This window comes from Rhodococcus sp. H-CA8f (assembly GCF_002501585.1).
GTDB classification, from domain to species: domain Bacteria; phylum Actinomycetota; class Actinomycetes; order Mycobacteriales; family Mycobacteriaceae; genus Rhodococcus_F; species Rhodococcus_F erythropolis.
Map to the genome: position 1 here is coordinate 2,808,618 of NZ_CP023720.1, position 19,177 is coordinate 2,827,794.

At 62.4% G+C, this 19,177-nt stretch carries 18 protein-coding genes and 1 pseudogene; 14 read left to right on the forward strand and 5 right to left on the reverse strand.

What is annotated here, in order from left to right; genetic code table 11:
* Positions 1 to 91: 91 nt before the first annotated feature.
* Together CPI83_RS13135 and CPI83_RS13140 are read left to right on the forward strand one after the other, a co-directional pair.
* Positions 92 to 1,114, forward strand: coding sequence for an alpha/beta hydrolase family protein (locus tag CPI83_RS13135; RefSeq protein WP_046378652.1), 1,023 nt, complete (start codon positions 92 to 94; stop codon positions 1,112 to 1,114).
* Between the two features lie 102 nt (positions 1,115 to 1,216).
* Positions 1,217 to 2,053: a GNAT family N-acetyltransferase gene (locus tag CPI83_RS13140; protein WP_019748689.1), complete on the forward strand. Its 837-nt coding sequence runs from the start codon at positions 1,217 to 1,219 to the stop codon at positions 2,051 to 2,053.
* A gap of 10 nt (positions 2,054 to 2,063) precedes the next feature.
* Here the strand turns inward: CPI83_RS13140 and CPI83_RS13145 are convergent, their stop codons facing one another.
* The 5 genes from CPI83_RS13145 to CPI83_RS13165 form a co-directional block, all read right to left on the reverse strand.
* Positions 2,064 to 3,530 (reverse strand): FAD-dependent oxidoreductase, encoded by a 1,467-nt coding sequence (locus CPI83_RS13145; protein ID WP_097387318.1) that lies wholly within the window; start codon positions 3,528 to 3,530, stop codon positions 2,064 to 2,066.
* Between the two features lie 87 nt (positions 3,531 to 3,617).
* Positions 3,618 to 4,079, reverse strand: a complete 462-nt coding sequence (locus CPI83_RS13150) for a carboxymuconolactone decarboxylase family protein (RefSeq protein ID WP_097387319.1) — start codon at positions 4,077 to 4,079, stop codon at positions 3,618 to 3,620.
* Positions 4,076 to 5,020 (reverse strand): NAD(P)-dependent oxidoreductase, encoded by a 945-nt coding sequence (locus CPI83_RS13155; RefSeq protein WP_097387320.1) that lies wholly within the window; start codon positions 5,018 to 5,020, stop codon positions 4,076 to 4,078. Before CPI83_RS13155 ends, CPI83_RS13150 begins: the two co-directional genes overlap by 4 nt.
* On the reverse strand, positions 5,017 to 5,766 hold the full coding sequence (locus tag CPI83_RS13160; protein ID WP_007728639.1) for an SDR family oxidoreductase: 750 nt from the start codon (positions 5,764 to 5,766) through the stop codon (positions 5,017 to 5,019). Before CPI83_RS13160 ends, CPI83_RS13155 begins: the two co-directional genes overlap by 4 nt.
* Positions 5,767 to 5,826: 60 nt before the next feature.
* Positions 5,827 to 7,293, reverse strand: a complete 1,467-nt coding sequence (locus CPI83_RS13165) for an aldehyde dehydrogenase (RefSeq protein WP_097387321.1) — start codon at positions 7,291 to 7,293, stop codon at positions 5,827 to 5,829.
* Between the two features lie 243 nt (positions 7,294 to 7,536).
* Here CPI83_RS13165 and CPI83_RS13170 point away from each other — a divergent pair, with 243 nt between their 5' ends.
* The 12 genes and pseudogenes from CPI83_RS13170 to CPI83_RS13225 all read left to right on the forward strand — a co-directional run bounded on the left by CPI83_RS13170 (position 7,537) and on the right by CPI83_RS13225 (position 19,168).
* The gene (locus CPI83_RS13170) at positions 7,537 to 8,394 is read left to right on the forward strand and encodes a mycofactocin-coupled SDR family oxidoreductase (protein WP_019748684.1); all 858 of its coding nucleotides are present in this window, start codon (positions 7,537 to 7,539) and stop codon (positions 8,392 to 8,394) included.
* Positions 8,395 to 8,530: 136 nt separating this feature from the next.
* The gene (locus tag CPI83_RS13175) at positions 8,531 to 9,097 is read left to right on the forward strand and encodes a TetR/AcrR family transcriptional regulator (RefSeq protein ID WP_024487471.1); all 567 of its coding nucleotides are present in this window, start codon (positions 8,531 to 8,533) and stop codon (positions 9,095 to 9,097) included.
* Complete coding sequence (locus CPI83_RS13180; RefSeq protein WP_019748682.1) at positions 9,094 to 10,299, forward strand: cytochrome P450; 1,206 nt, start codon at positions 9,094 to 9,096, stop codon at positions 10,297 to 10,299. The genes CPI83_RS13175 and CPI83_RS13180 overlap by 4 nt, the downstream gene beginning before the upstream one ends.
* The gene (locus CPI83_RS13185; RefSeq protein WP_020907946.1) at positions 10,299 to 11,105 is read left to right on the forward strand and encodes an SDR family oxidoreductase; all 807 of its coding nucleotides are present in this window, start codon (positions 10,299 to 10,301) and stop codon (positions 11,103 to 11,105) included. Before CPI83_RS13180 ends, CPI83_RS13185 begins: the two co-directional genes overlap by 1 nt.
* Positions 11,102 to 12,496, forward strand: coding sequence for a cytochrome P450 (locus CPI83_RS13190; protein WP_097387322.1), 1,395 nt, complete (start codon positions 11,102 to 11,104; stop codon positions 12,494 to 12,496). Before CPI83_RS13185 ends, CPI83_RS13190 begins: the two co-directional genes overlap by 4 nt.
* A 2-nt stretch (positions 12,497 to 12,498) precedes the next feature.
* Complete coding sequence (locus CPI83_RS13195) at positions 12,499 to 12,690, forward strand: ferredoxin (protein ID WP_029255487.1); 192 nt, start codon at positions 12,499 to 12,501, stop codon at positions 12,688 to 12,690.
* Positions 12,691 to 12,748: 58 nt separating this feature from the next.
* Positions 12,749 to 13,300 (forward strand): hypothetical protein, encoded by a 552-nt coding sequence (locus CPI83_RS13200; RefSeq protein ID WP_020907944.1) that lies wholly within the window; start codon positions 12,749 to 12,751, stop codon positions 13,298 to 13,300.
* A gap of 5 nt (positions 13,301 to 13,305) precedes the next feature.
* Positions 13,306 to 14,553: pseudogene (locus CPI83_RS13205) on the forward strand (hypothetical protein).
* Positions 14,554 to 14,579: 26 nt separating this feature from the next.
* Positions 14,580 to 16,217 (forward strand): acyl-CoA synthetase, encoded by a 1,638-nt coding sequence (locus CPI83_RS13210; RefSeq protein WP_070797316.1) that lies wholly within the window; start codon positions 14,580 to 14,582, stop codon positions 16,215 to 16,217.
* A gap of 53 nt (positions 16,218 to 16,270) precedes the next feature.
* On the forward strand, positions 16,271 to 17,524 hold the full coding sequence (locus CPI83_RS13215; protein ID WP_020969761.1) for a cytochrome P450: 1,254 nt from the start codon (positions 16,271 to 16,273) through the stop codon (positions 17,522 to 17,524).
* Positions 17,525 to 17,585: 61 nt separating this feature from the next.
* On the forward strand, positions 17,586 to 18,299 hold the full coding sequence (locus tag CPI83_RS13220) for an ABC transporter permease (protein ID WP_085989611.1): 714 nt from the start codon (positions 17,586 to 17,588) through the stop codon (positions 18,297 to 18,299).
* Positions 18,296 to 19,168, forward strand: coding sequence for an ABC transporter permease (locus CPI83_RS13225; protein WP_003944051.1), 873 nt, complete (start codon positions 18,296 to 18,298; stop codon positions 19,166 to 19,168). Before CPI83_RS13220 ends, CPI83_RS13225 begins: the two co-directional genes overlap by 4 nt.
* Positions 19,169 to 19,177: the final 9 nt, after the last annotated feature.

Genomic DNA, 19,177 nt, shown 5'->3' on the forward strand with positions numbered 1-19,177 from the left:
CTTGAAGCCACTAAGCCACCGAGCCGCACGCCCGTGAAGCGAGCGCCACCGAGCTGTTGCCGGGCACCGCAATCGAGCACGAGGAGCGGCAATGAGAAGGATCGGACGTACTCGGGCGATACTGGTCGTCGCCCTCGTTGCATGGACGGGATTGTTCGGTGAAGCAGCGCTTGCCTCGGCTGATCAGGCGCGAACATCCCCTCCAGACAGTTCAGCTCTCGATCACGTCGAGGAAATCAACGCCCGTCAGCTGACGATGTACGTCTACTCCGCTGCAATGGACAAGGTGATTCCGCTCGAGGTGATTCGGCCGGCAGACACTAGTGCGCCCCGGCCGACTCTCTACCTGCTCAATGGCGCGGGCGGAGGCGAGGACACGGCGACGTGGCAGACACGCACAGACGTCGTCGACTTCTTCGGCGACAAGAACGTCAACGTCGTCAACCCGATCGGCGGTGCCTACAGCTACTACACCGACTGGGAGAAGCCCGATCCTGTTCTCGGGCTGAACAAGTGGACCACGTTCCTCACCGAGGAGTTGCCACCGATCGTCGATGCCACGCTCGGGACTACGGGTGTGAATGCCGTTGCCGGATTGTCGATGGCAGGTACCTCGGTTCTGAGCCTGGCCGAGGCGGCGCCATCCGTTTACCGTGCCGTCGGTGCCTTCAGCGGGTGCGCCGAGACGAGTACTCAACCCGGTCAGGACTACGTGAGATTCGTGGTCGGATTCCGCGGCGGCAACGTGGACAACATGTGGGGTCCTCCCGGCGGTCCGGGCTGGGTAGCCAACGATCCTGTGGTCAACGCCGAGAGATTGCGGGGGGTCGACCTCTACATCAGCAATGGATCGGGCCTGCCCGGCCCACACGAGAATCTGGGCGGACCGATGGTCAACGGCGACCTCGGCGTTCTGGCGAACCAGGTGATCGTGGGTGGAGTCATCGAGGCTGGGACGAACCAGTGCACCCAGCGTTTGGCCGAGCGGCTCGACTCCCTGGGCATCCCGGCCACCTATGATTTCCGGGCAACCGGCACTCACTCCTGGGGTTATTGGCAGGACGATCTTCACAACTCGTGGTCGATGATTGCCGAGTCGATCGGTGCGCGTTAGCCGGTGAACCCGAGGATCGGCGGCTGAGTTGTTTCTCACTTCGGGGCCCGCTCGCCCCACCTAGCCGACCGAACTGCAGGTCAGCGGCGTTATAGTCGCCACATGAGTTCAGAAACACTCGCGCCCCTCGACACCGATGTACTTGCGCGCAGGTTTGCGTGCCTGGGTGATCCGACGCGGCTGCGAGTGCTCCGACTCGCTGCCGGCGGTCCGATCGACGTCGACACGATTGCACACGCCGCATCACTCGAGCCGTCGGCGCTGAGTGCTCACCTCGAGGCCTTGATCGAGGTCGGTTTTGTCGAGGCTTCGGTGCGTGAAGGCACTTCGGTTGTCAGTGTTGCCGGAACGGCATACTCCGATCTGATGGCAGCGGCCGCCGTCGTGGCTGCGCGTGGCCCGGTCGAAGACACACTGGGAGTTCTTCCCGACGATGTGGTGCTGCGCCGCATGGAATCCGGCGACTGGGATGCCGTGCGCTCGATCTACCGCGAAGGAATCGACACCGGAACCGCGACGTTCACCACGTCGGTGCCGTCAGCCGAGAAGCTCGACGCGCAATGGTTGCCCGATCATCGATGGGTCGCCGAGATCGACGGCCGAGTCGAAGGCTGGGCGAGCCTGAGCCCGGTGTCCTCGCGTGATTGCTACCGCGGGGTCGCCGAGAACTCCATCTACATCGGTAGCGGCGCTCGCGGGCGCGGCGTGGGCAAGCTGCTGCTTCGCCGACAGGTGCAAGCCGCCGACGCCAGCGAGATCTGGACGGTGCAGTCGTCGATCTTCCCGGAGAACCGGGCGAGTGTCGCCTTGCATCAGGCCGTCGGATTCCGGATCGTCGGCACTCGCTCGCGTATCGCTCAACTCGGTGGCAGGTGGCGTGACACGTTGTTCCTCGAACGTCGCAGCGAGGACGCTGACATTGAGGACGCTGACATTTGAGAAGAGACGCTCAGCCCTTGGCAGCGCTGATTCCCGCGCGTCGCCCGTAGAAGCTGCCGTCACCGAGGGACGTTCCGGAGGCGTATCCACCGGCGCAGACGCCGGCGGTGCAGCGTCCAGCGGCAAACAAACCCGGGATCGGTTCGCCGGAGACGTGGATGACCTCCGAGTTGATCGACGTGCGCAGGCCGCCGAGCGTGAATCCGGCGGTGAAATTGCGAAGATCGAGCGCAGCGACGGGTGAGCCGATCGGCTTGACCCACTCCTTCTTCTTACCGAGTACCGGGTCTTCACCACGGGCGGCGTGCCGGTTGTAGACCTCGACGGTCGACTGAAGGGTGCCTTCCGGCAGGCCCATGTCGGATTCGAGTTCCTCGACGGTCTCGGCCACCCACTTGGGCTGGAATCTGAAGAACGGTGTGGAACTGTCGGCGGCGCAGCCCTCTTCGTAGGAGGCTTCGTCGATGATCAGGTAGGCTTGATTCTCGTTGCGCAGCAGCGTCTCCTGGCCGATTCTTCCCGGATACGTGTCTTCGTTGACGTAGCGCTGGCCGCGCCCGTTGACGAGAATGCCGCGGATCATCAACTGGGGGTCGCCGAAGAATGCGACCTCGGTTGCGTCCATGTGTGCGAGGTCGGCCCCGAGTGCCTGCGCCATCTGGATGGCCTTGCCGTCGTGCTCTTCGATAGCCGCACCGGGGCGCCCGATCAGCCGTGGGGCGTACGACTGGATCATCGCTTCGTTGTAGGCGAAGCTTCCCGTCGCCAGTACGACACCCGTGCGTGCTCGAACTGCCACTTCCTTGCCGTACTGCTTGGCGATGATGCCGACTACTCGATCTCCGTCGACGACCAGGCGCTGGACTCGCATGTCGTATTCTGCTCGTACGCCGAGGCTTTCGGCCGTCTCGATCAGTGGCTTCATCAACATGAAACCACCGCCCTTCTCCCCGGTGCGCTTGCCGCTCATCTGCGGCACGTGCCCGCGAGGGGCCGGTGTCGCGATCGTGTTGAACGGTGCCGAGTTCTCGCCGCCGGAATACATGAGTCCGTCGTCGAAGGGTGTTTCCCAGCCGGGTTGGCCGTAGAAACTTTCCTTGAACGGCACACCGTTGTCGACGAGCCAGTTGTAGTGCTCGACGCTGCCTTCGCAGTAGTCGGTGATCTTCTCCTCGTCGGCGCCGGGACCGAGTGCGGCCATCATGAACGATTTCATGTTGGCGGGGGAGTCCTCGAACCCGAGTGCCTGCTGCAACGGGGTCCCGCCGCCCAGATAGATGAATCCGCCTGCCAGCGCCGCAGCGCCGCCCCAGCCGCTCGTGCGCTCGAGCACCAACACGTCGGCGCCCGCTCGCGCGGCCTCGATCGAAGCACTCACTCCGGCAATGCCGTAGCCGGCGACGACGACGTCAGCCTCGAAGTGCCACTGCTCGATGCTTGCGGCGGACTGCGGACGGATTGAGCTGGCCTCGGCCATGGATTCGGATCCTTCGTTCTTCTGGTTGGTTGGTGGGGGAATCGGTGGGTGTGATTGATGCCCTGATGGCAGTATCTCGATCGAAAGTCAGTCGGTGTCCGTTTTCGCGGAATCGGCTGCGGCCTTCTCCCTGGCGCGCGCGGCTTTACGTCTGTCGGCCTTCACGGCGATCAGCGCATTGTTGAGTCCGGTGGCCAGCGGCCAGCCGACGTAGTGGCATAGGAAGATCGCGGCCTCTTCGAACTGCTGCTCGGTCAACTCCTCGTTGTGGAGAGCAGCGTTGATCTGGATCTTTGCCACATCGTTCTGCCCCTGGGCGGTGATGGCACCGATCAGGAGTAGTCGTCGGTCACGCACCGACAGTCCCGGTCGCGTCCAGATGTCGGCAAAGAGGTGGTCGGCGGTGACCGCGAAGAAGTCGCCGGGAACGTCGGCGGGAAGCTCCCAGCCGTACACCTCGTTCATCTTCGCGACGCCACGAGCGCGGGCCTCGGAGATGCGGCTTTCGTCGGTTCCACCGGCATCGGTCAGGTGAGTGGTGTCGGTCATGCGTGCTCCCGAGTAGTAGATGCCGAAGACGCCGTTGAAGGTTCGGCCGGCCTGTCTTCGCTGTCATTCCCGACGCCCAGACCGGCACCGAGTCCGGCGAGCGCAAGGTGCGCGAGCGGCAGATCGAGATTCAGCCGATCACCGAGGTCGATGGCCAAGGCCAAGTCCTTCTCCCCGAGATTGCGAACATGCCGCAGTATCGAGAACCACGGGTCGTCCTCCGAGACCGGTGCGGTGGTGTCACGGAGCATGATCGCGCCCGCGCCACCAGTGATCGCATCGGTGTGCCTGACGACCTTTCCGAGCGTGCGGAGATCGAGTCCTGCTGCTTCGGCGAGTCGCGCGGCCTCGGTCGTGGCGGTGAACGAGACGAAGTGAAGAAGGTTGCGTGCGAGCTTCATTCGCGTTCCCGCGCCGACGTCACCGGCGTGAACCACCAGCTCGGCCCAGGATCCGAAGGGCTCGCGGACGGCTTCGAACGCCTCGTCGGAGCCGCCGATCATCACTGCCAGCCTGCCCTGCGCTGCGCCGCCGGCACCGCCACTGATCGGCGCGTCGACCAGCAGAACACCACGCTGTTGACAGATGTCAGCGAGTTCCACCGCCGTGGTGTCCGAGATAGTGGAGTGAATCGCGACGACAGTGCCTGGCTGTGCGGTCGACAGGATCCCGTGCGGCCCGCACACAACCTCGCGTACCTGCGCGTCGTCGAGCACCGTGACGGAGATGATGCTCGCCTGCGCTGCAACGTCGGCGGGCGTCGATGCTGCGCTCGCGCCCGCAGTGGTGAACGGTTCGAGCGCTTCTGCGCGGGCATCACACACCACCAGTCCGCCCGGCCAGTCCAGGAGGCGCTGCGCCATCGGCGCGCCCATGTTGCCTAGGCCGATGTATCCCAGTCTGGTTTTCGAAGCGCTGGCTTTCGGCGCCGATTCCGTCATGACCGGTACACCTGGCCTCCGTCGACGTTGAAGATCTGCCCGGTCACCCAGCCTGCGTCGTCGGAGAGAAGGAACAGGCACATGCCGACGAGATCCTCCGGTGTTCCCATGCGCTGCAACGGGATTCGCTTTACCATGTCCTTGACGATGTTGCCGGGGGTGACGGTTCGAGTCGCCTCCGTGTCGATGGGACCGGGAGCGATGGCGTTGATCCGGATGTTCGACCAGCCGAGTTCGGTCGCGAGTTGTTGTGTCAGGCTGTTGACGCCGGCTTTTGCGAGTCCGTAGTAATTCGAGTACAGCCAGGCTGCTGTGGAGGACTGGTTGACGATCGAACCGCCCTTCGCGCGCATATGAGGTACGACCGCCCGGCACACGTGCAATGCGCCGTCCATGTTGACGCTCATGAACTTTCGGTAGTAGTCCCAGTCCACCGTCAACAGGGAATCGATCTTCATTCCGCCGTAGATGGCAGCGTTGTTCACCAGATGCTCGATGCTACCGAACTGCTCGATCGTGAAGTCGGCAAGTGCCGCAGTCGACTCCCCGTCGGCGACGTCGACGTCCTTGAACACGGCACTTCCACCGTCCGCCGTGATCTGCTTGGCGACAGCTTCACCGAGTTCGCGATTGAGGTCCGCCACGACCACGTTGGCCCCCTCCGCGGCCAGAGCGCGGGCATACGCCTCTCCGATACCCTGCGCTGCTCCGGTGACTATCGCGGTGCGACCGTCGAAACGTCCCATGTCGACCTACTTTCGTGGTGATGATTCTGTGGTGAGGGTGTGGGGTGAGGGTGTGGAATGTCAGGAAGGTGAAGCGACGAGCTTGGTTTCGAGGTATTCCTCGAAACCTGCGAGGCCCATTTCGCGGCCGATCCCGGATTGTTTGTAGCCGCCGAACGGTGCGTCGGCCGAATACCAGACGCCGCCGTTGACGCTCAGCGTTCCGGTTCTGACACCGGCAACCACGTGCGCGACGCGATCGGGATCGGCGCCCCACACCGACCCGGACAGGCCGTAGGGGGAATCGTTGGCAATCCGGATAGCGTCGTCGTCGTTGTCGTACGGAATGATCACGAGAACGGGCCCGAAAATCTCCTCCTGCGCTACGCGAGACGAGTTGTCCAGCCCGGCAATGAGAGTGGGTTCGACGAAGAAGCCGCTCTGGTGATCGTCGGGTCGGCCTCCACCCGTCACGATCGTGCCGCCCTCTTCGACCGCGAGGGCGAGGTAGCTCTCCACCCTGGCGCGCTGGCGCGCGGAGATGACCGGACCACACACCGTTCCGCGCGCGCTGGGGTCACCGGCTCGGATACCCGCCATCGCGGCGCAGGCCGCGGCCAGAGCATGTTCGTACCGAGCGCGCGGCACGAGAAGTCTGGTACTGAGTGCGCATCCCTGACCGGCATGAACGCACACGGAGAACGCGGCAACCGAGCATGCACCCTTGATGTCAGCGTCGTCGAGGACGATGAATGCGGACTTGCCCCCGAGTTCGAGGAAGACCTTCTTGAGGGTTTGCGCGGCCGTGGCCATCACCGTGCGTCCGGTGGCGGTGGAACCGGTGAAAGACACGAGATCGACGCGCGGATCGCTGCACAGCTGCGCGCCGAGAGAGTGATCTGTCGACGTCACCACGTTGACGACGCCCGCCGGGATCTCGGTTTCTTCTGCAATCACCTTGGCGACAAGCGCGGCGCACCAGGGCGTGTCCGGCGCGGGTTTGAGAACGATGGTGTTGCCGGCCGCGAGGGCGGGGCCGAGTTTGGCGAAATTGATCTGGTGCGGGAAGTTCCACGGTGTGATTGCGCCGACGACGCCGACCGCTTCCTTGAGCAGTCGGCGATGGGTCGGAATCCCCATGGGTGACGCGTGCCCGAGATCTTGTTCCCACGAATAGGTTTCGATCAGGTCAGCCCAGTAGCGAAGATCTTCGATCGGGCCTTCGAGTTGCGGACCGCTCGTCAGCATGACGGGTGCGCCGACCTCGGCGACGGTGATCTCACGCAACTCCTCGATGTGGGACTGGAGTGCGTCGCACAGTTGGCGCAGGCAGCGAGCGCGAAACCCGTGATCGCGTGCCCATTCGGTCTCGTCGAACGCACGGCGCGCCGCGGCAATGGCCGCGTCCATGTCCGCGGTGGTGCCTTCGGCCGCACGGCCGATCAGTTCCTCGGTGGCCGGGTTGAAAACTTCGAAGGTTCCACCCGATCCGGGAACCAGCTTTCCGTCGACGAGAAGTGCAGAACTGTCTGCGGGTCGAAGCGTCATAACGCGAACCCTCTCTTTCTGGACATGTGTCTGGACTCTAGTTCACACTCGTGGTTGAGGCAATGGTTTCTGGGGCATAAGAGATTTCGAGAGCGTCTCGGGATCTGCTTCGGTGAAAAGCGCCTCGTGTCCGGGGCGGCGCGGCTACGGTTCACCGCACATTCACAACCACGCCTTCACATGCACGCCTTCACGTACACGCCTTCACATACACGCCTTCACGTACACGGGAGAGAGGTCGAAATGAACAGAGTTGACGGAAAAGTGGTGCTGGTGACCGGTGCTGCTCGAGGTCAGGGGCGCAGTCATGCCGTTCATCTCGCACGGGAGGGCGCGCACATCATCGCCTTCGATCTGTGCGCAGACATCGCCAGCAACGAATACCCGCTCGCCAGTCCTGCCGATCTCGAGGAAACGGCTCGACTGGTGAAAGAGACCGGACAGCAGGTGGTGACGGCCCGTGTCGACGTCCGCGATCGCGCCGGACTCGAAACGGCACTTGCCGAGGCGGTAGGTCAGTTGGGCGGATTGCATGTCGTCGTGGCGAACGCCGGTATCTGTCCGCTCGGCAAGCACGTGTCGACTGCCGGTTTCGTCGACGCGTTCGATGTGAACTTTCTCGGTGTTGTCAATACAGTGCACGCGTCGATGGAATACCTCGGCGAAGGGGGTTCGATCATCGCGATCGGCTCTGTTGCCGGTCTGGTGCCACAGACCGGATTCAACGGGCAGCAGGCGCTCCAGGGTCCGGGTGGCGACGGATACGGACTGGCCAAGAAGCTGATTCAGGCATATACGAGTTCGTTGGCACTGACTCTCGGGCCGAGTTCCATTCGCGTCAACGCGATTCATCCGACCAACGTGAACACCGACATGTTGCAGAGCATGCCGATGTACCGGACGTTCCGTCCCGACCTCGAGAATCCGACCGCCGAGGATGCGGCAGTGACGTTCCCGTTCATGCAGGCGATGCCGACTCCGTGGGTCGAGCCCGCGGACATCTCGCATGCGGTCGTGTACCTGTCCTCGGACGAGTCGCGATTCGTCACCGGGCAGCAACTGCGCGTGGACGCTGGTGCCGGGATGAAGATCGGTCTGTAGTAGAACTTTTCGCTTCGTGGCTGCCTGTGAGTGGTGAATTTTCGAAGTTTCCCCATTTCGTTGCCCTGGACAGGGTGCTGTAGTAACGTCCAGACACGTGTCCAGCAAACGGGGCGATTCAAGTGGCGGGGGATCGATTGTCTATGAATCCACTCGCAGGCGCCTCACGGGCAAACAGGCGGAAACTGTGGCCAGGCTTGCCGAAGCAACAGTGAAAGTTCTACGCAAACAAGAGTTTTCCGGACTGACTGTCCGTTCGGTTGCGGCCGAAGCGGGTGTCGGAACTGCGACCGCCTACACGTATTTCGCGTCCAAGGAGCATCTGGTCGCAGAGGTTTTCTGGCGAAGACTTCAGAACTCGTCGGCACCTGATGGCTCAGGGTTGGATCGCACCGCGCACGTGCTGTCTGTACTTCGAAACATCGCGCTGCTTCTCGCGGACGAACCGGAGGTATCGGCCGCCGTGACCAATGCACTGCTTGGATCCGATCCTGAAGTGGAACATCTTCGCGGGCGGATCGGACTCGAGATCCATCAACGACTCGCTTCGGCGTTGGATCCGAATGGCGAACCCGAAGTGTTGGAAGCGCTCGAAATGCTTTATGCCGGGGCGCTTCTGCGAGCGGGGATCGGCTACGGAACCTACGCGCAAATCGCTGGACGCCTCGAGGCCTCAGCTCTACTGATCCTGGAGAAATCATGACAGAAGCTTTGATCGATCCGGTGGTCTTCAATCCGTACGACTACCACTTTCACGACGATCCGTATCCGACGTACAAGCGTCTGCGCGAAGAATCACCGTTGTATCACAATCCGGACGTTGGCTTTTGGGCGTTGTCGCGATATGCGGACGTGGTCGACGGATTCAAGGACAACAAGCGTCTCTCGAGCGCCAACGGGGTATCGCTCGACCCAGCAGCCTACGGTCCACACGCGCATTATGTGATGTCGTTTCTCGCGATGGACGATCCCCGCCATATGCGGTTGCGCCAGTTGGTTTCTCGCGGATTCACGCCGCGACGGGTTGCGGAGCTCGACGGCCGGATACTCGAACTCACGAAGCAACATCTGGTACCTGCGTTGGGCGCGGGGGAGTTCGACTGGATTACGGAGGTGGCGGGAAAGCTGCCGATGGACGTCATCTCCGAACTCATGGGGGTTCCCGAACCCGACAGAGCCGAACTGCGGCGCAAGGCGGATCTGGTGGTGCATCGAGAGGCGGGTGTTCTCGACGTGCCGCAACCTGCGGTGGAGGCTTCGATCAGTTTGATGGGCTACTACAAGGAGATGATCGCGCAGCGTCGCCGATCGCGGACGGACGATCTGACCTCGGCCTTGCTCGATGCCGAGATCGACGGAGACAAACTCTCGGACCAGGAGATCCTCGGATTCATGTTTCTGATGGTCGTGGCCGGAAACGAGACCACGACCAAGCTTCTCGGAAACGCTCTGTACTGGGGTTCGCACCACCGGGAGCAGATCACACCGGTTCTCGACGATCCCGAACGAGCCTCGGAATGGGTGGAAGAGACTCTTCGCTACGACACGTCGAGCCAGATCGTGGCTCGGACTTCGGTTGTCGACCTCGAATATCATGGACGCACCATTCCGGCGGGGGAGAAGGTCCTGCTCCTGATCGGATCGGCCAACCGAGACGCCGACGTCTTCGAGGATGCCGACAGCTTCCAGATCGGCCGGAGTTCGTCGGGAAAACTCGCGAGTTTCGGTGGTGGCGTGCACTTCTGTCTCGGTGCCCACCTTGCCAAGCTCGAAGCCAAGATCGCCCTCGCAGAGTTCGGGCGTCGGGTCAGCGACTACGAAGTCGACGAGTCCGGAATCGAGCGTGTTCATTCGACAAACGTCCGGGGCTTTGCGGCCCTGCCGGTGAAAGTGCAGGTGCGCTGATGCCTCGTTTCGAACCCAATCCAGTTCGCCGGCCGGCATTGATCAGTGGTGCATCGTCGGGAATCGGCACCGCTACTGCGTATGCCCTGGCCGAACTCGGCCATCCGGTTGCGCTCGGTGCGCGTCGAGTCACCGAATGCGAAGCCATCGCCGAGAAGATCCGCAGCAATGGTGGTGAAGCGTTTGCCCACTTCCTCGACGTCACGGACGGTGATTCGGTCGACGGATTCGTCTCGGCCGCAGAGGCAGTCCACGGTCCCACCGAAATGGTCGTCTCCGGTGCCGGTGACCTCGAATTCGGGGCTGCGGACGAGATGGATCCAGAGGCGTTTTCACGGCAGATCCAAGTCCACCTCGTTGGTGCGCAGCGATTGGCGCATCGCGTACTCCCCGGCATGAGGCAACGACAGCGCGGTGACTTCGTACTGATCGGCTCGGATTGTGCCGAGCGCCAGCGTCCACTCATGGGTGCTTACGACGCGGCCAAGGCCGGGCTCGAAGCAATGGGGCGCCAGATGCGAATGGAGCTCGAAGGAACAGGCATTCGCGCGTCGATCGTGCGACCCGGGCCGACACTGACCGGCATGGGGATGGACACGACGCCGGAGATCATCGGACCGGTTGGGGAATCGTGGAGTAAGTGGGGGTTCGCCCGCCATGGTTACTTTCTGCGCGCCTCGGACATCGCCAATGCCATCGTCGCCGTTGTGTCGGCGCCGCGAGGAGCACACATCGTGCTCGTCGAAGTTCAGCCCGAGGCACCACTGGACAAACTTCCCACTGCGAACTCACAGGAGACGACATGACGCACGGAGTGCAGGAGACGTCGCGAACACTGCCCGAGCCGCCGCGGGTGTCCGGCGGGGATCTCCCGCACGGGCATCTCGAGGAACTGCGAACCGACCCGATAGCGCTCATGCGCCGGGTGCGTGAGGAATGTGGTGACGTCGGCGCCTTTCAACTTGCCGACCGCACAGTGATCTTGCTGTCCGGAGCCGAGGCAAACGAGTTCTTCTTCCGCTCCACCGACGAGGATCTCGACCAACAAGCTGCGTACCCCTTCATGAAGCCGATATTCGGTGAAGGCGTCGTCTTCGATGCCAGCCCGGAGCGGCGTAAGGAGATGCTGCACAACTCGGCTCTGCGCGGCGAACAGATGCGTGGGCACGCCGCCACGATCGGCCGCGAGGTCGAGGCGATGGTCGCGCAGTGGGGAGACGAAGGCGAGATCGATCTGCTCGACTTCTTCGCCGAGCTGACCATCTACACCTCGTCGGCGTGCCTGATCGGCAAGAAGTTCCGCGACGAACTGGACGATAGCTTCGCCAAGCTGTATCACGAGCTCGAACAGGGAACGGATGCATTGGCTTTCGTGGATCCGTACGCGCCGATCGAGAGTTTCCGCCGCCGCGACGAGGCCCGGTTGGCGTTGGTCGCTCTGGTACAGGACATCATGAACGGGCGCATCGCGAATCCTCCGCAGGGCAAGGAGGACCGCGACATGTTGGACGTGTTGGTCTCGGTCAAGGACGAGAACGGCGACCTCCGGTTCAGTGCCGACGAGATCACCGGCATCTTCATCTCGATGATGTTCGCCGGCCACCACACGACTTCCGGCACGGCAGCGTGGTCGCTGATCGAGATGTTGCGGCATCCCGACACCATGACGGACGTCGTCGACGAACTCGACAATCTGTACTCCGACGGCGCCGACATCAGTTTTCATGCCCTGCGCCAGATTCCGGTTCTCGAGGCTGTGGTCAAGGAAACCCTTCGACTGCATCCGCCGTTGATCATCCTGTTGCGGGTGGCACGTGGAGATTTCGAAGTGGGCGGCTTCGAGATCCGAGAGGGCCATCTTGTCGCTGCGACGCCCGCGATCTCCAATCGAATCGCCGAGGACTTCCCCCGACCGGACACCTTCGATTCCGGGAGGTACATCGACCCGAATCAAGAGGACATCGTCAACCGCTGGACGTGGATTCCGTTCGGAGCCGGCCGGCATCGCTGCGTCGGCGCTGCATTCGCCCAGATGCAGCTCAAAGCGATCTTCTCGATCCTGCTGCGGGACTTCGAGTTCGAGATGGCGCAGCCGTCGGAGTCCTACCGAAACGACCACAGCAAGATGGTCGTCCAGTTGCAGCAGCCGTGCGCGGTGAGGTACCGGCGCAGAACACGTCCCGGGCGTGAGGGGTGATCATGCACGTCGAAGTAGACCTCGACCTGTGCCAAGGCCATGCGGCGTGTGAGCTCGAGGCACCGGAGATCTTTGTCGTCCCGAAGCGGGGGAAGGTCAGTCTTCTGGACTCGGACCCACCTGAGTCGCTCCGCGGTGAAGCCGAGCTGGCGGTCAGGTACTGCCCGACCGGCGCCCTGAGAATTGTCGACTGATTACAGCGGATTGTCGATTGATTGCAGCGAATTCAAGTACTCGAGGGAGGAAGTTCAGATGACGGGTTTCGACCGCGCAGAGCTCGACGAGATGGTCCAACGCTGGATCGAGGCGAACAAGAAGGCCGAAGCCGCCGGTGATTGGAAACCGTTGGCGGACATGTACACCGAGGACGCCACGTACGGGTGGAACTATGGTCCCAAGCAGGATTTCATGGCAGTGGGGCGCGAGGAGATTCGCGAAGTCGCGCTCGGCCTCGAGATGAAGGGCCTCGAAGGTTGGGAGTACCCGTATCAAGACTTTGTGATCGACGAACGTAGCGGAAACGTGATCGGCTTGTGGAAGCAGATTTCCGATGCCAAGCGTGAGGACGGGAGCAACTACTCCGTCTACGGTATCGGCGGTAGTTGGTTCCGTTACGGCGGGGACTTCCAATGGTCCTGGCAGCGTGACTTCTTCGACTTCGGGAACGTGTCGGCTCTGTTCATGGAGATGATCGGCAACAACGCTCTCTCGAAGGGGATGCAGGGCCGGATCCAGCGATCGATCTCGGGCGACCCGCTACCGGGCTGGTATCCGGTGGGCACCGCGCCGGTCCCGCTGTGGTGAGTCCGATGACGGTACGCGATTCCTTCGAGACACTCTCGCAGCGCGACCTTGCCGTGTTGGTGCCCGAGTTGCTCCTGTGCGGGCAGCTGATCGATCGCTCGGGCATGGCGCATCTGATCGTCGAATTCGGACGCGAGGGTATGGCGCAGGTGGCCGTCGAGGAGTGGGAATCGGCCAGCCCCTGGTACACCCGCCGCATGCAGAAGGCCCTCGGATACGAGGGCGACGACGTCGTGACGATCTTCAAAGGGCTACAACTCGACATCGGCGCTCCGCCACAGTTCATGGACTTTCGATACCGGGTCGACGATCCGCTGCACGGTTAATTCTGGCTCGATCATTGTGGAGCACTCATGGACGTCGAGCCGTTGGGTGATGAGTTCGTGACCTCGATGTGTCACGACATCGAGGATCCGACTTTCGATGCGACAGCCATCGCGACCAACCCGCACGCCCAGATCCGGCCGATTCACCGACCACCGCGCAGGCCCGCGGACCGACATCCGCACTGCGCCTGGACCGTTTCCATCGACCCGTCGCACACGCCTCCCGTGATGACCGCGCACACCGAGCAGATCGGACGCACCGCCGCGGTGACGGTCGAGCTGAGCCCGATCGATCACGGTGGGGACGGTAGGGCGGACTACTCGGGTCCGTTGTTGTCCGACCTGAGGTTTTCCGACTTCTCGCGATCAGCCTTGGTTCGTATCGCAGAGGAGATCTGCGTGCAGCATCATCTGTTGGCGTTGGGCTTTCTGGCAGCGGTTCGCCGCCGTGCCGACGAAGACAAGGCGCGCGAGATCACGCGAAAGCAATTGACCGGAATCGCGGGAGTTGCGGCACAGCGTATTCGAGATGCGCTCGGGCTTCCTTCGACTCTGGAATCGTTGGCATTGGTCCTGTCCGTGCATCCCTTGCTGAATCCGAAGCAGTATGTGGAGAGTGAGATCCGACCGGACGGCGGTGCTCTGGAGCTGTGGATCTCGCGAGACGCTCTTGTCGACCGCGACGGCGGTTGGCCGACCTTGCTCGGCAGCGAGCACCTCGATCCCCTCCAGGCTTTGGTCCGCGGCGTGAATCCGCACTTCACCGTGAGAGTGGTGGCCGAAGATGCCGCGGGGCTCCTTCTGGCCGTCGACATCACCGAAGCTCCCGCTCCGGAATGCGTCGAAGTCGCCATTACGAAGGTCAGTACCGGCGCGGCATTCGTATTCGAAGATCGCGGAATCCCTTTGCCTCTCTTCGTCGTCTGACCGGCCGAACCCGAAGGACTCAACCTATGGCGTACACGTTTGCAGACCTGTTCGAGCATTCCGTCGATGTGATGCCCGATCGCCTCGCGCTGATCGTTTCCGGCGAGGAGGTGACATACCGTGAGCTCGACGAGCGGGCCAACCGATTGGCGCATTACTTCCAGTCCGTCGGGTTGGGTGTCGGTTCGCACATCGGTATACAACTGCACAACTCGATCGAGGCGATGGTTGCTGTCCTCGCGGCCTTCAAGATCCGCGGCGTTCCCATCACGGTGAACTACCGCTACACGAGCGACGAATTGGTTTATCTGTACGAGAATGCGGATCTCACGGCGTTGGTTTTCCATCGTGGTTTCGCTGAGCGGGTCGCCGAGGCGTTGGTGTCCACGCCGCGGGTCAAGTACGTGATCGAGGCGGCGGACGAACTCGCTCTCGGGAACGAACCGTCGATTCCGGGGGCAGTGGCGTATGAGGATGCGCTCGGCAACCAATCCCCGCTGCGCGTAGGTGAACATGCTTTTCCCGAGCGTTCCGGCGACGACGTCTACGTTCTTTACACCGGCGGAACAACCGGACGACCGAAAGGCGTCGTCTGGCGGCAGGAAGACATCTGGCGCGTGTTGGCCGGCGGTTACGACTTCTATTCGGGTGAGCCGATCGCCGACGAGTACCAGCAGTCGCGCGGTGGCGCCGCGGCAGCCGAACCGATGCGGTGGTGCATGCTTCCACCGCTGATCCACACCTCGGCACTGATGCCGACGTTCAACGCTCTGTTTTCCGGAAACACCGTCATCTTCGAACCGAAGTTCGATGCGGCACAGGTCTGGAAAGTCGTCGCCGAATATCGCCCGCAGGTCATGGTCATCACCGGCGACGCCATGGGCCGTCCACTGGTCGAAGCCCATCACGAATTGCAACCGGATGCGTCGAGCCTGGCTGTGCTCGCCTCCGGCGCTGCGCTCTTCTCCGGATCGGTCAAAGACGCGTTCTTCGACGTCTTTCCGAATCTGATGATTTCTGATTCGGTTGGATCGTCCGAAACAGGCTTCGGCGGAATCGGATTCGCAACCAAAGGGCTCGAGCAGCGTGGCGGACCCAAAGTGGGCGCCAACAGATTCACGGTCGTCGTCGACGACGACAACCGTGTGTTGGAGCCGGGTTCGGGGGCCGAAGGATGGTTGGCGAAACTCGGCAACGTCCCACTGGGCTACTACAACGATCCGGTGAAGTCGGCGGAGATATTCCGAGAGGTGAACGGCGCGCGGGCAGTGGTGACCGGAGACCGAGCGCGGATCGAGGACGACGGCTCGGTCACTCTCCTCGGCCGGGGAAACATGGTGGTCAACACCGGCGGTGAGAAAGTCTTCGTGGAAGAGGTCGAAGCCGTGGTGAAGGCCCATCCCGACATCTACGACGCAACAGTGATCGGCATTGCCGACGAGCGGTGGGGCAATCGGGTGGCGGCGGTGCTCCGCGTCCGCGATGGTGTGGAACCGGATTTCGATTCCATCGAAAAACACACCCGCACTCAGCTTGCCGGCTACAAGATTCCGCGTTCCTTCTGGATCGCCGACGAGGTCGTTCGAGCGCCGAGCGGCAAGCCGGACTACCGCTGGGCCAAGGAGTTCTCACAGAACAGCGACCCGGTCCACCGGATCGACTAGCGCTCACACGCAACACCCGGCACCCGGCACCCATCCGTAAAGGAGCATCTGCAATGCCTGAGATCGACCTTCCCGACGGGTTCGACGTGACCGACCCGCATCTGTACGGCGAGCGCGTCCCGCTTGCCGAGTTCGCCGAACTACGACGATGCGCTCCGGTCTGGTGGAACGCCCAGGAACCGGGTACCGGCGGATTTCACGACGGTGGTTGTTGGGTTGTCTCCCGCCACGCAGACGTCCGCGACGTCTCGTTGCGCAGCGAGGAGTTCTCGAGCAACGTCAACGGCTGCATTCCGCGGCATGAAGACAACATCTCGGCGGAGGAGTTGGAGGCGACAAAACACGTCCTCATCAACAAGGACGCCCCTGAGCACACACAGCTGCGCAAGTTGGTGGCGCGCTTGTTCACTCCGCGGTCGGTGGAAGCGATGCGGGCCGGGCTGGAAGCGCGGGCAGAAGACATAGCGTCGGCTGCCGTGGCGGAAGGTAGCGGTGATTTTGTCAGCCAGGTCGCCAGCGAGTTACCGATGCAGGCGATCTCGGAGCTGATCGGTGTACCGCAGGACGGGCGCCGTCAGCTGTACGAATGGTCGAATCAGATGACGGGATACGACGACGAGTCGCTCGCCGGCGAGTCGCGGATGGCGTCGGCGCAGATCCTGGGCTACGCCTATCAACTGGCCGAGGCGAGACGGGAGGAACCGCTCGACGACATCATCTCGCGCTTGGTGCATGCCGACATCGACGGGCAGAAACTCACCCCGGAACAGTTCGGTTTCTTCGTCATCATGTTGGCTGTCGCGGGCAACGAAACGACGCGCAACGCAACGACACTCGGCATGATGGCATTTCTCGAGCATCCGGATCAGTGGGAACTGTACAAGCGTGAGCGTCCGCGCACCGCCGCGGACGAGATCATCCGCTGGGCTTCGCCACTGACGTCCATGCAACGAACAGCATTGGTGGACACACAGATTGCCGGCACTGCGATTGCGAAGGGGCAGCGTGTCGTACTGCTCTACGGCTCGGCGAACTTCGACGAAACCGTCTTCGAGAACCCCGACGTCTTCGACATCACCCGAGACCCGAACCCGCACCTCGCGTTCGGAGGAACCGGACCGCACTACTGCGTCGGCGCCAACCTGGCCAGAATGGAGGTCGATCTGATCTTCGGCAAGATCGCCGATCACATGCCCGACATCAGCAAGCTCGGCGATCCGAGCAGGCTCTCGTCCGGTTGGCTCAACGGGATCAAGGAATTCAAGGTCGACTACGGCAACTCCACGTCATGTCCTTCGGGGCATTGACGTGTACAGCGGAAGAGTTGCACTTGCGGGCCCGATGCGCGAACTCGGCCAGTTCTACCGGATGGGCGCCGATGTCGCAGTGGGCTTGTTCCGCACCCGCTTTCAGGTGCAGGAGTTTCTCGAGCAGAGTTGGATGATCGCCCGGGTGTCGATCGTGCCGACAGTGTTGGTAGCCGTGCCGTTCACGGTCCTGGTGAGTTTCACCCTCAACATCCTTCTCCGCGAGATCGGTGCCGCCGACCTCAGCGGCGCCGGGGCCGCGCTCGGTGCCGTGACTCAGGTCGGTCCGGTGGTGACGGTGCTGATCGTGGCAGGTGCGGGCGCGACAGCCATCGCCGCCGATCTGGGATCGAGAACGATTCGTGAAGAGATCGACGCCATGGAGGTGCTCGGGATCGATCCGATCAATCGGTTGGTGATTCCGCGTGTGGTCGCGTCGACCGTGGTGGCTTTGCTGCTCAACGGACTCGTCTGCGTCATCGGCATCGCCGGCGGTTACGCCTTCTCGGTGTTTCTCCAGGGCGTGAACCCTGGCGCCTTCGTCGAGGGAATCACGTTGCTGACCGGCCTGCCCGAGGTGGCGTTGTCGATGGTCAAAGCTGCACTGTTCGGGATGCTGGCGGGATTGGTGGCCTGCTATCGCGGACTGTCGGTACGGGGTGGGCCGAAAGGCGTGGGGGAGGCCGTCAACGAAACGGTGGTGTACGCATTCATGGCGTTGTTCGTCGTCAACACCATCGTCACCGCGGTCGGCATCCGATTGACGGCGGGGTGATCGAAGTGACGCTGTCGGATTCGCTGGCACAAATCGGCAAGTTCGGACGCACGCGGGCGCGGGTGGCTCGAACGTCACGCTCGATCGACGATGTTGGGCGACAAGCTGTCTTCTTCGCGCGCGCCATCGCTCACATCCCGTGGGCAATTCGCAAACACCCGAAAGAAGTGTTGAGGCTGGTAGCCGAGATCAGCATGGGCACCGGAGCTTTGGCAGTGATCGGCGGCACGGTTGCGGTCGTAGGATTTCTGACTCTAGCCTCGGGCGGCACCATTGCGATCCAAGGCTTCAGCTCACTGGGAAATATCGGAGTCGAAGCGCTCACCGGATTCTTCTCCGCCTTCATCAACGTTCGTATCGCTGCGCCGGTCATCGCGGGAATCGGCCTGTCGGCCACGATCGGAGCAGGTTCGACCGCGCAGATCGGTGCCATGCGCATCAGTGAGGAAATCGACGCCCTCGAATCGATGGCGATCAGTTCGGTCCCGTACGTCGTCAGCACCCGCGTCACCGCAGGGATGATCGCGATCTTGCCGCTGTACTCACTGGCGCTCGTAGGATCATTTCTGGCCGGACGATTCACCACGGTCGTGCTGTTCGGTCAGTCCTCCGGTCTTTACGACCACTATTTCACGACGTTCCTCGATCCGGTCGACGTCGCATGGTCCTTCGTTCAAGTGCTCGTGATGGCACTACTGGTGATGCTGATCCACACGTACTACGGATACAACGCGTCCGGGGGACCGTCGGGCGTGGGAACTGCAGTGGGCCGCGGGGTTCGGCTCTCGCTGATCTGCGTCGTGGCGGTGACCCTGCTCGTCTCACTCGCGCTCTACGGCGGTTCCGGCAACTTCAATCTGTCCGGTTAGGGGGACTGC

Bases quoted from the DNA above. Each gene is read 5' to 3' on its own strand.
- CPI83_RS13210 (WP_070797316.1), top strand. From the start codon at position 14,580: ATGGCGTACACGTTTGCAGACCTGTTCGAGCATTCCGTCGATGTGATG.
- CPI83_RS13190 (WP_097387322.1), top strand. From the start codon at position 11,102: ATGACGCACGGAGTGCAGGAGACGTCGCGAACACTGCCCGAGCCGCCG.
- CPI83_RS13155 (WP_097387320.1), bottom strand. From the start codon at position 5,020: ATGACGGAATCGGCGCCGAAAGCCAGCGCTTCGAAAACCAGACTGGGA.
- CPI83_RS13140 (WP_019748689.1), top strand. From the start codon at position 1,217: ATGAGTTCAGAAACACTCGCGCCCCTCGACACCGATGTACTTGCGCGC.
- CPI83_RS13195 (WP_029255487.1), top strand. From the start codon at position 12,499: ATGCACGTCGAAGTAGACCTCGACCTGTGCCAAGGCCATGCGGCGTGT.
- CPI83_RS13185 (WP_020907946.1), top strand. From the start codon at position 10,299: ATGCCTCGTTTCGAACCCAATCCAGTTCGCCGGCCGGCATTGATCAGT.
- CPI83_RS13150 (WP_097387319.1), bottom strand. From the start codon at position 4,079: ATGACCGACACCACTCACCTGACCGATGCCGGTGGAACCGACGAAAGC.
- CPI83_RS13200 (WP_020907944.1), top strand. From the start codon at position 12,749: ATGACGGGTTTCGACCGCGCAGAGCTCGACGAGATGGTCCAACGCTGG.
- CPI83_RS13145 (WP_097387318.1), bottom strand. From the start codon at position 3,530: ATGGCCGAGGCCAGCTCAATCCGTCCGCAGTCCGCCGCAAGCATCGAG.
- CPI83_RS13160 (WP_007728639.1), bottom strand. From the start codon at position 5,766: ATGGGACGTTTCGACGGTCGCACCGCGATAGTCACCGGAGCAGCGCAG.
- CPI83_RS13215 (WP_020969761.1), top strand. From the start codon at position 16,271: ATGCCTGAGATCGACCTTCCCGACGGGTTCGACGTGACCGACCCGCAT.
- CPI83_RS13135 (WP_046378652.1), top strand. From the start codon at position 92: ATGAGAAGGATCGGACGTACTCGGGCGATACTGGTCGTCGCCCTCGTT.
- CPI83_RS13220 (WP_085989611.1), top strand. From the start codon at position 17,586: ATGGGCGCCGATGTCGCAGTGGGCTTGTTCCGCACCCGCTTTCAGGTG.
- CPI83_RS13165 (WP_097387321.1), bottom strand. From the start codon at position 7,293: ATGACGCTTCGACCCGCAGACAGTTCTGCACTTCTCGTCGACGGAAAG.
- CPI83_RS13180 (WP_019748682.1), top strand. From the start codon at position 9,094: ATGACAGAAGCTTTGATCGATCCGGTGGTCTTCAATCCGTACGACTAC.
- CPI83_RS13170 (WP_019748684.1), top strand. From the start codon at position 7,537: ATGAACAGAGTTGACGGAAAAGTGGTGCTGGTGACCGGTGCTGCTCGA.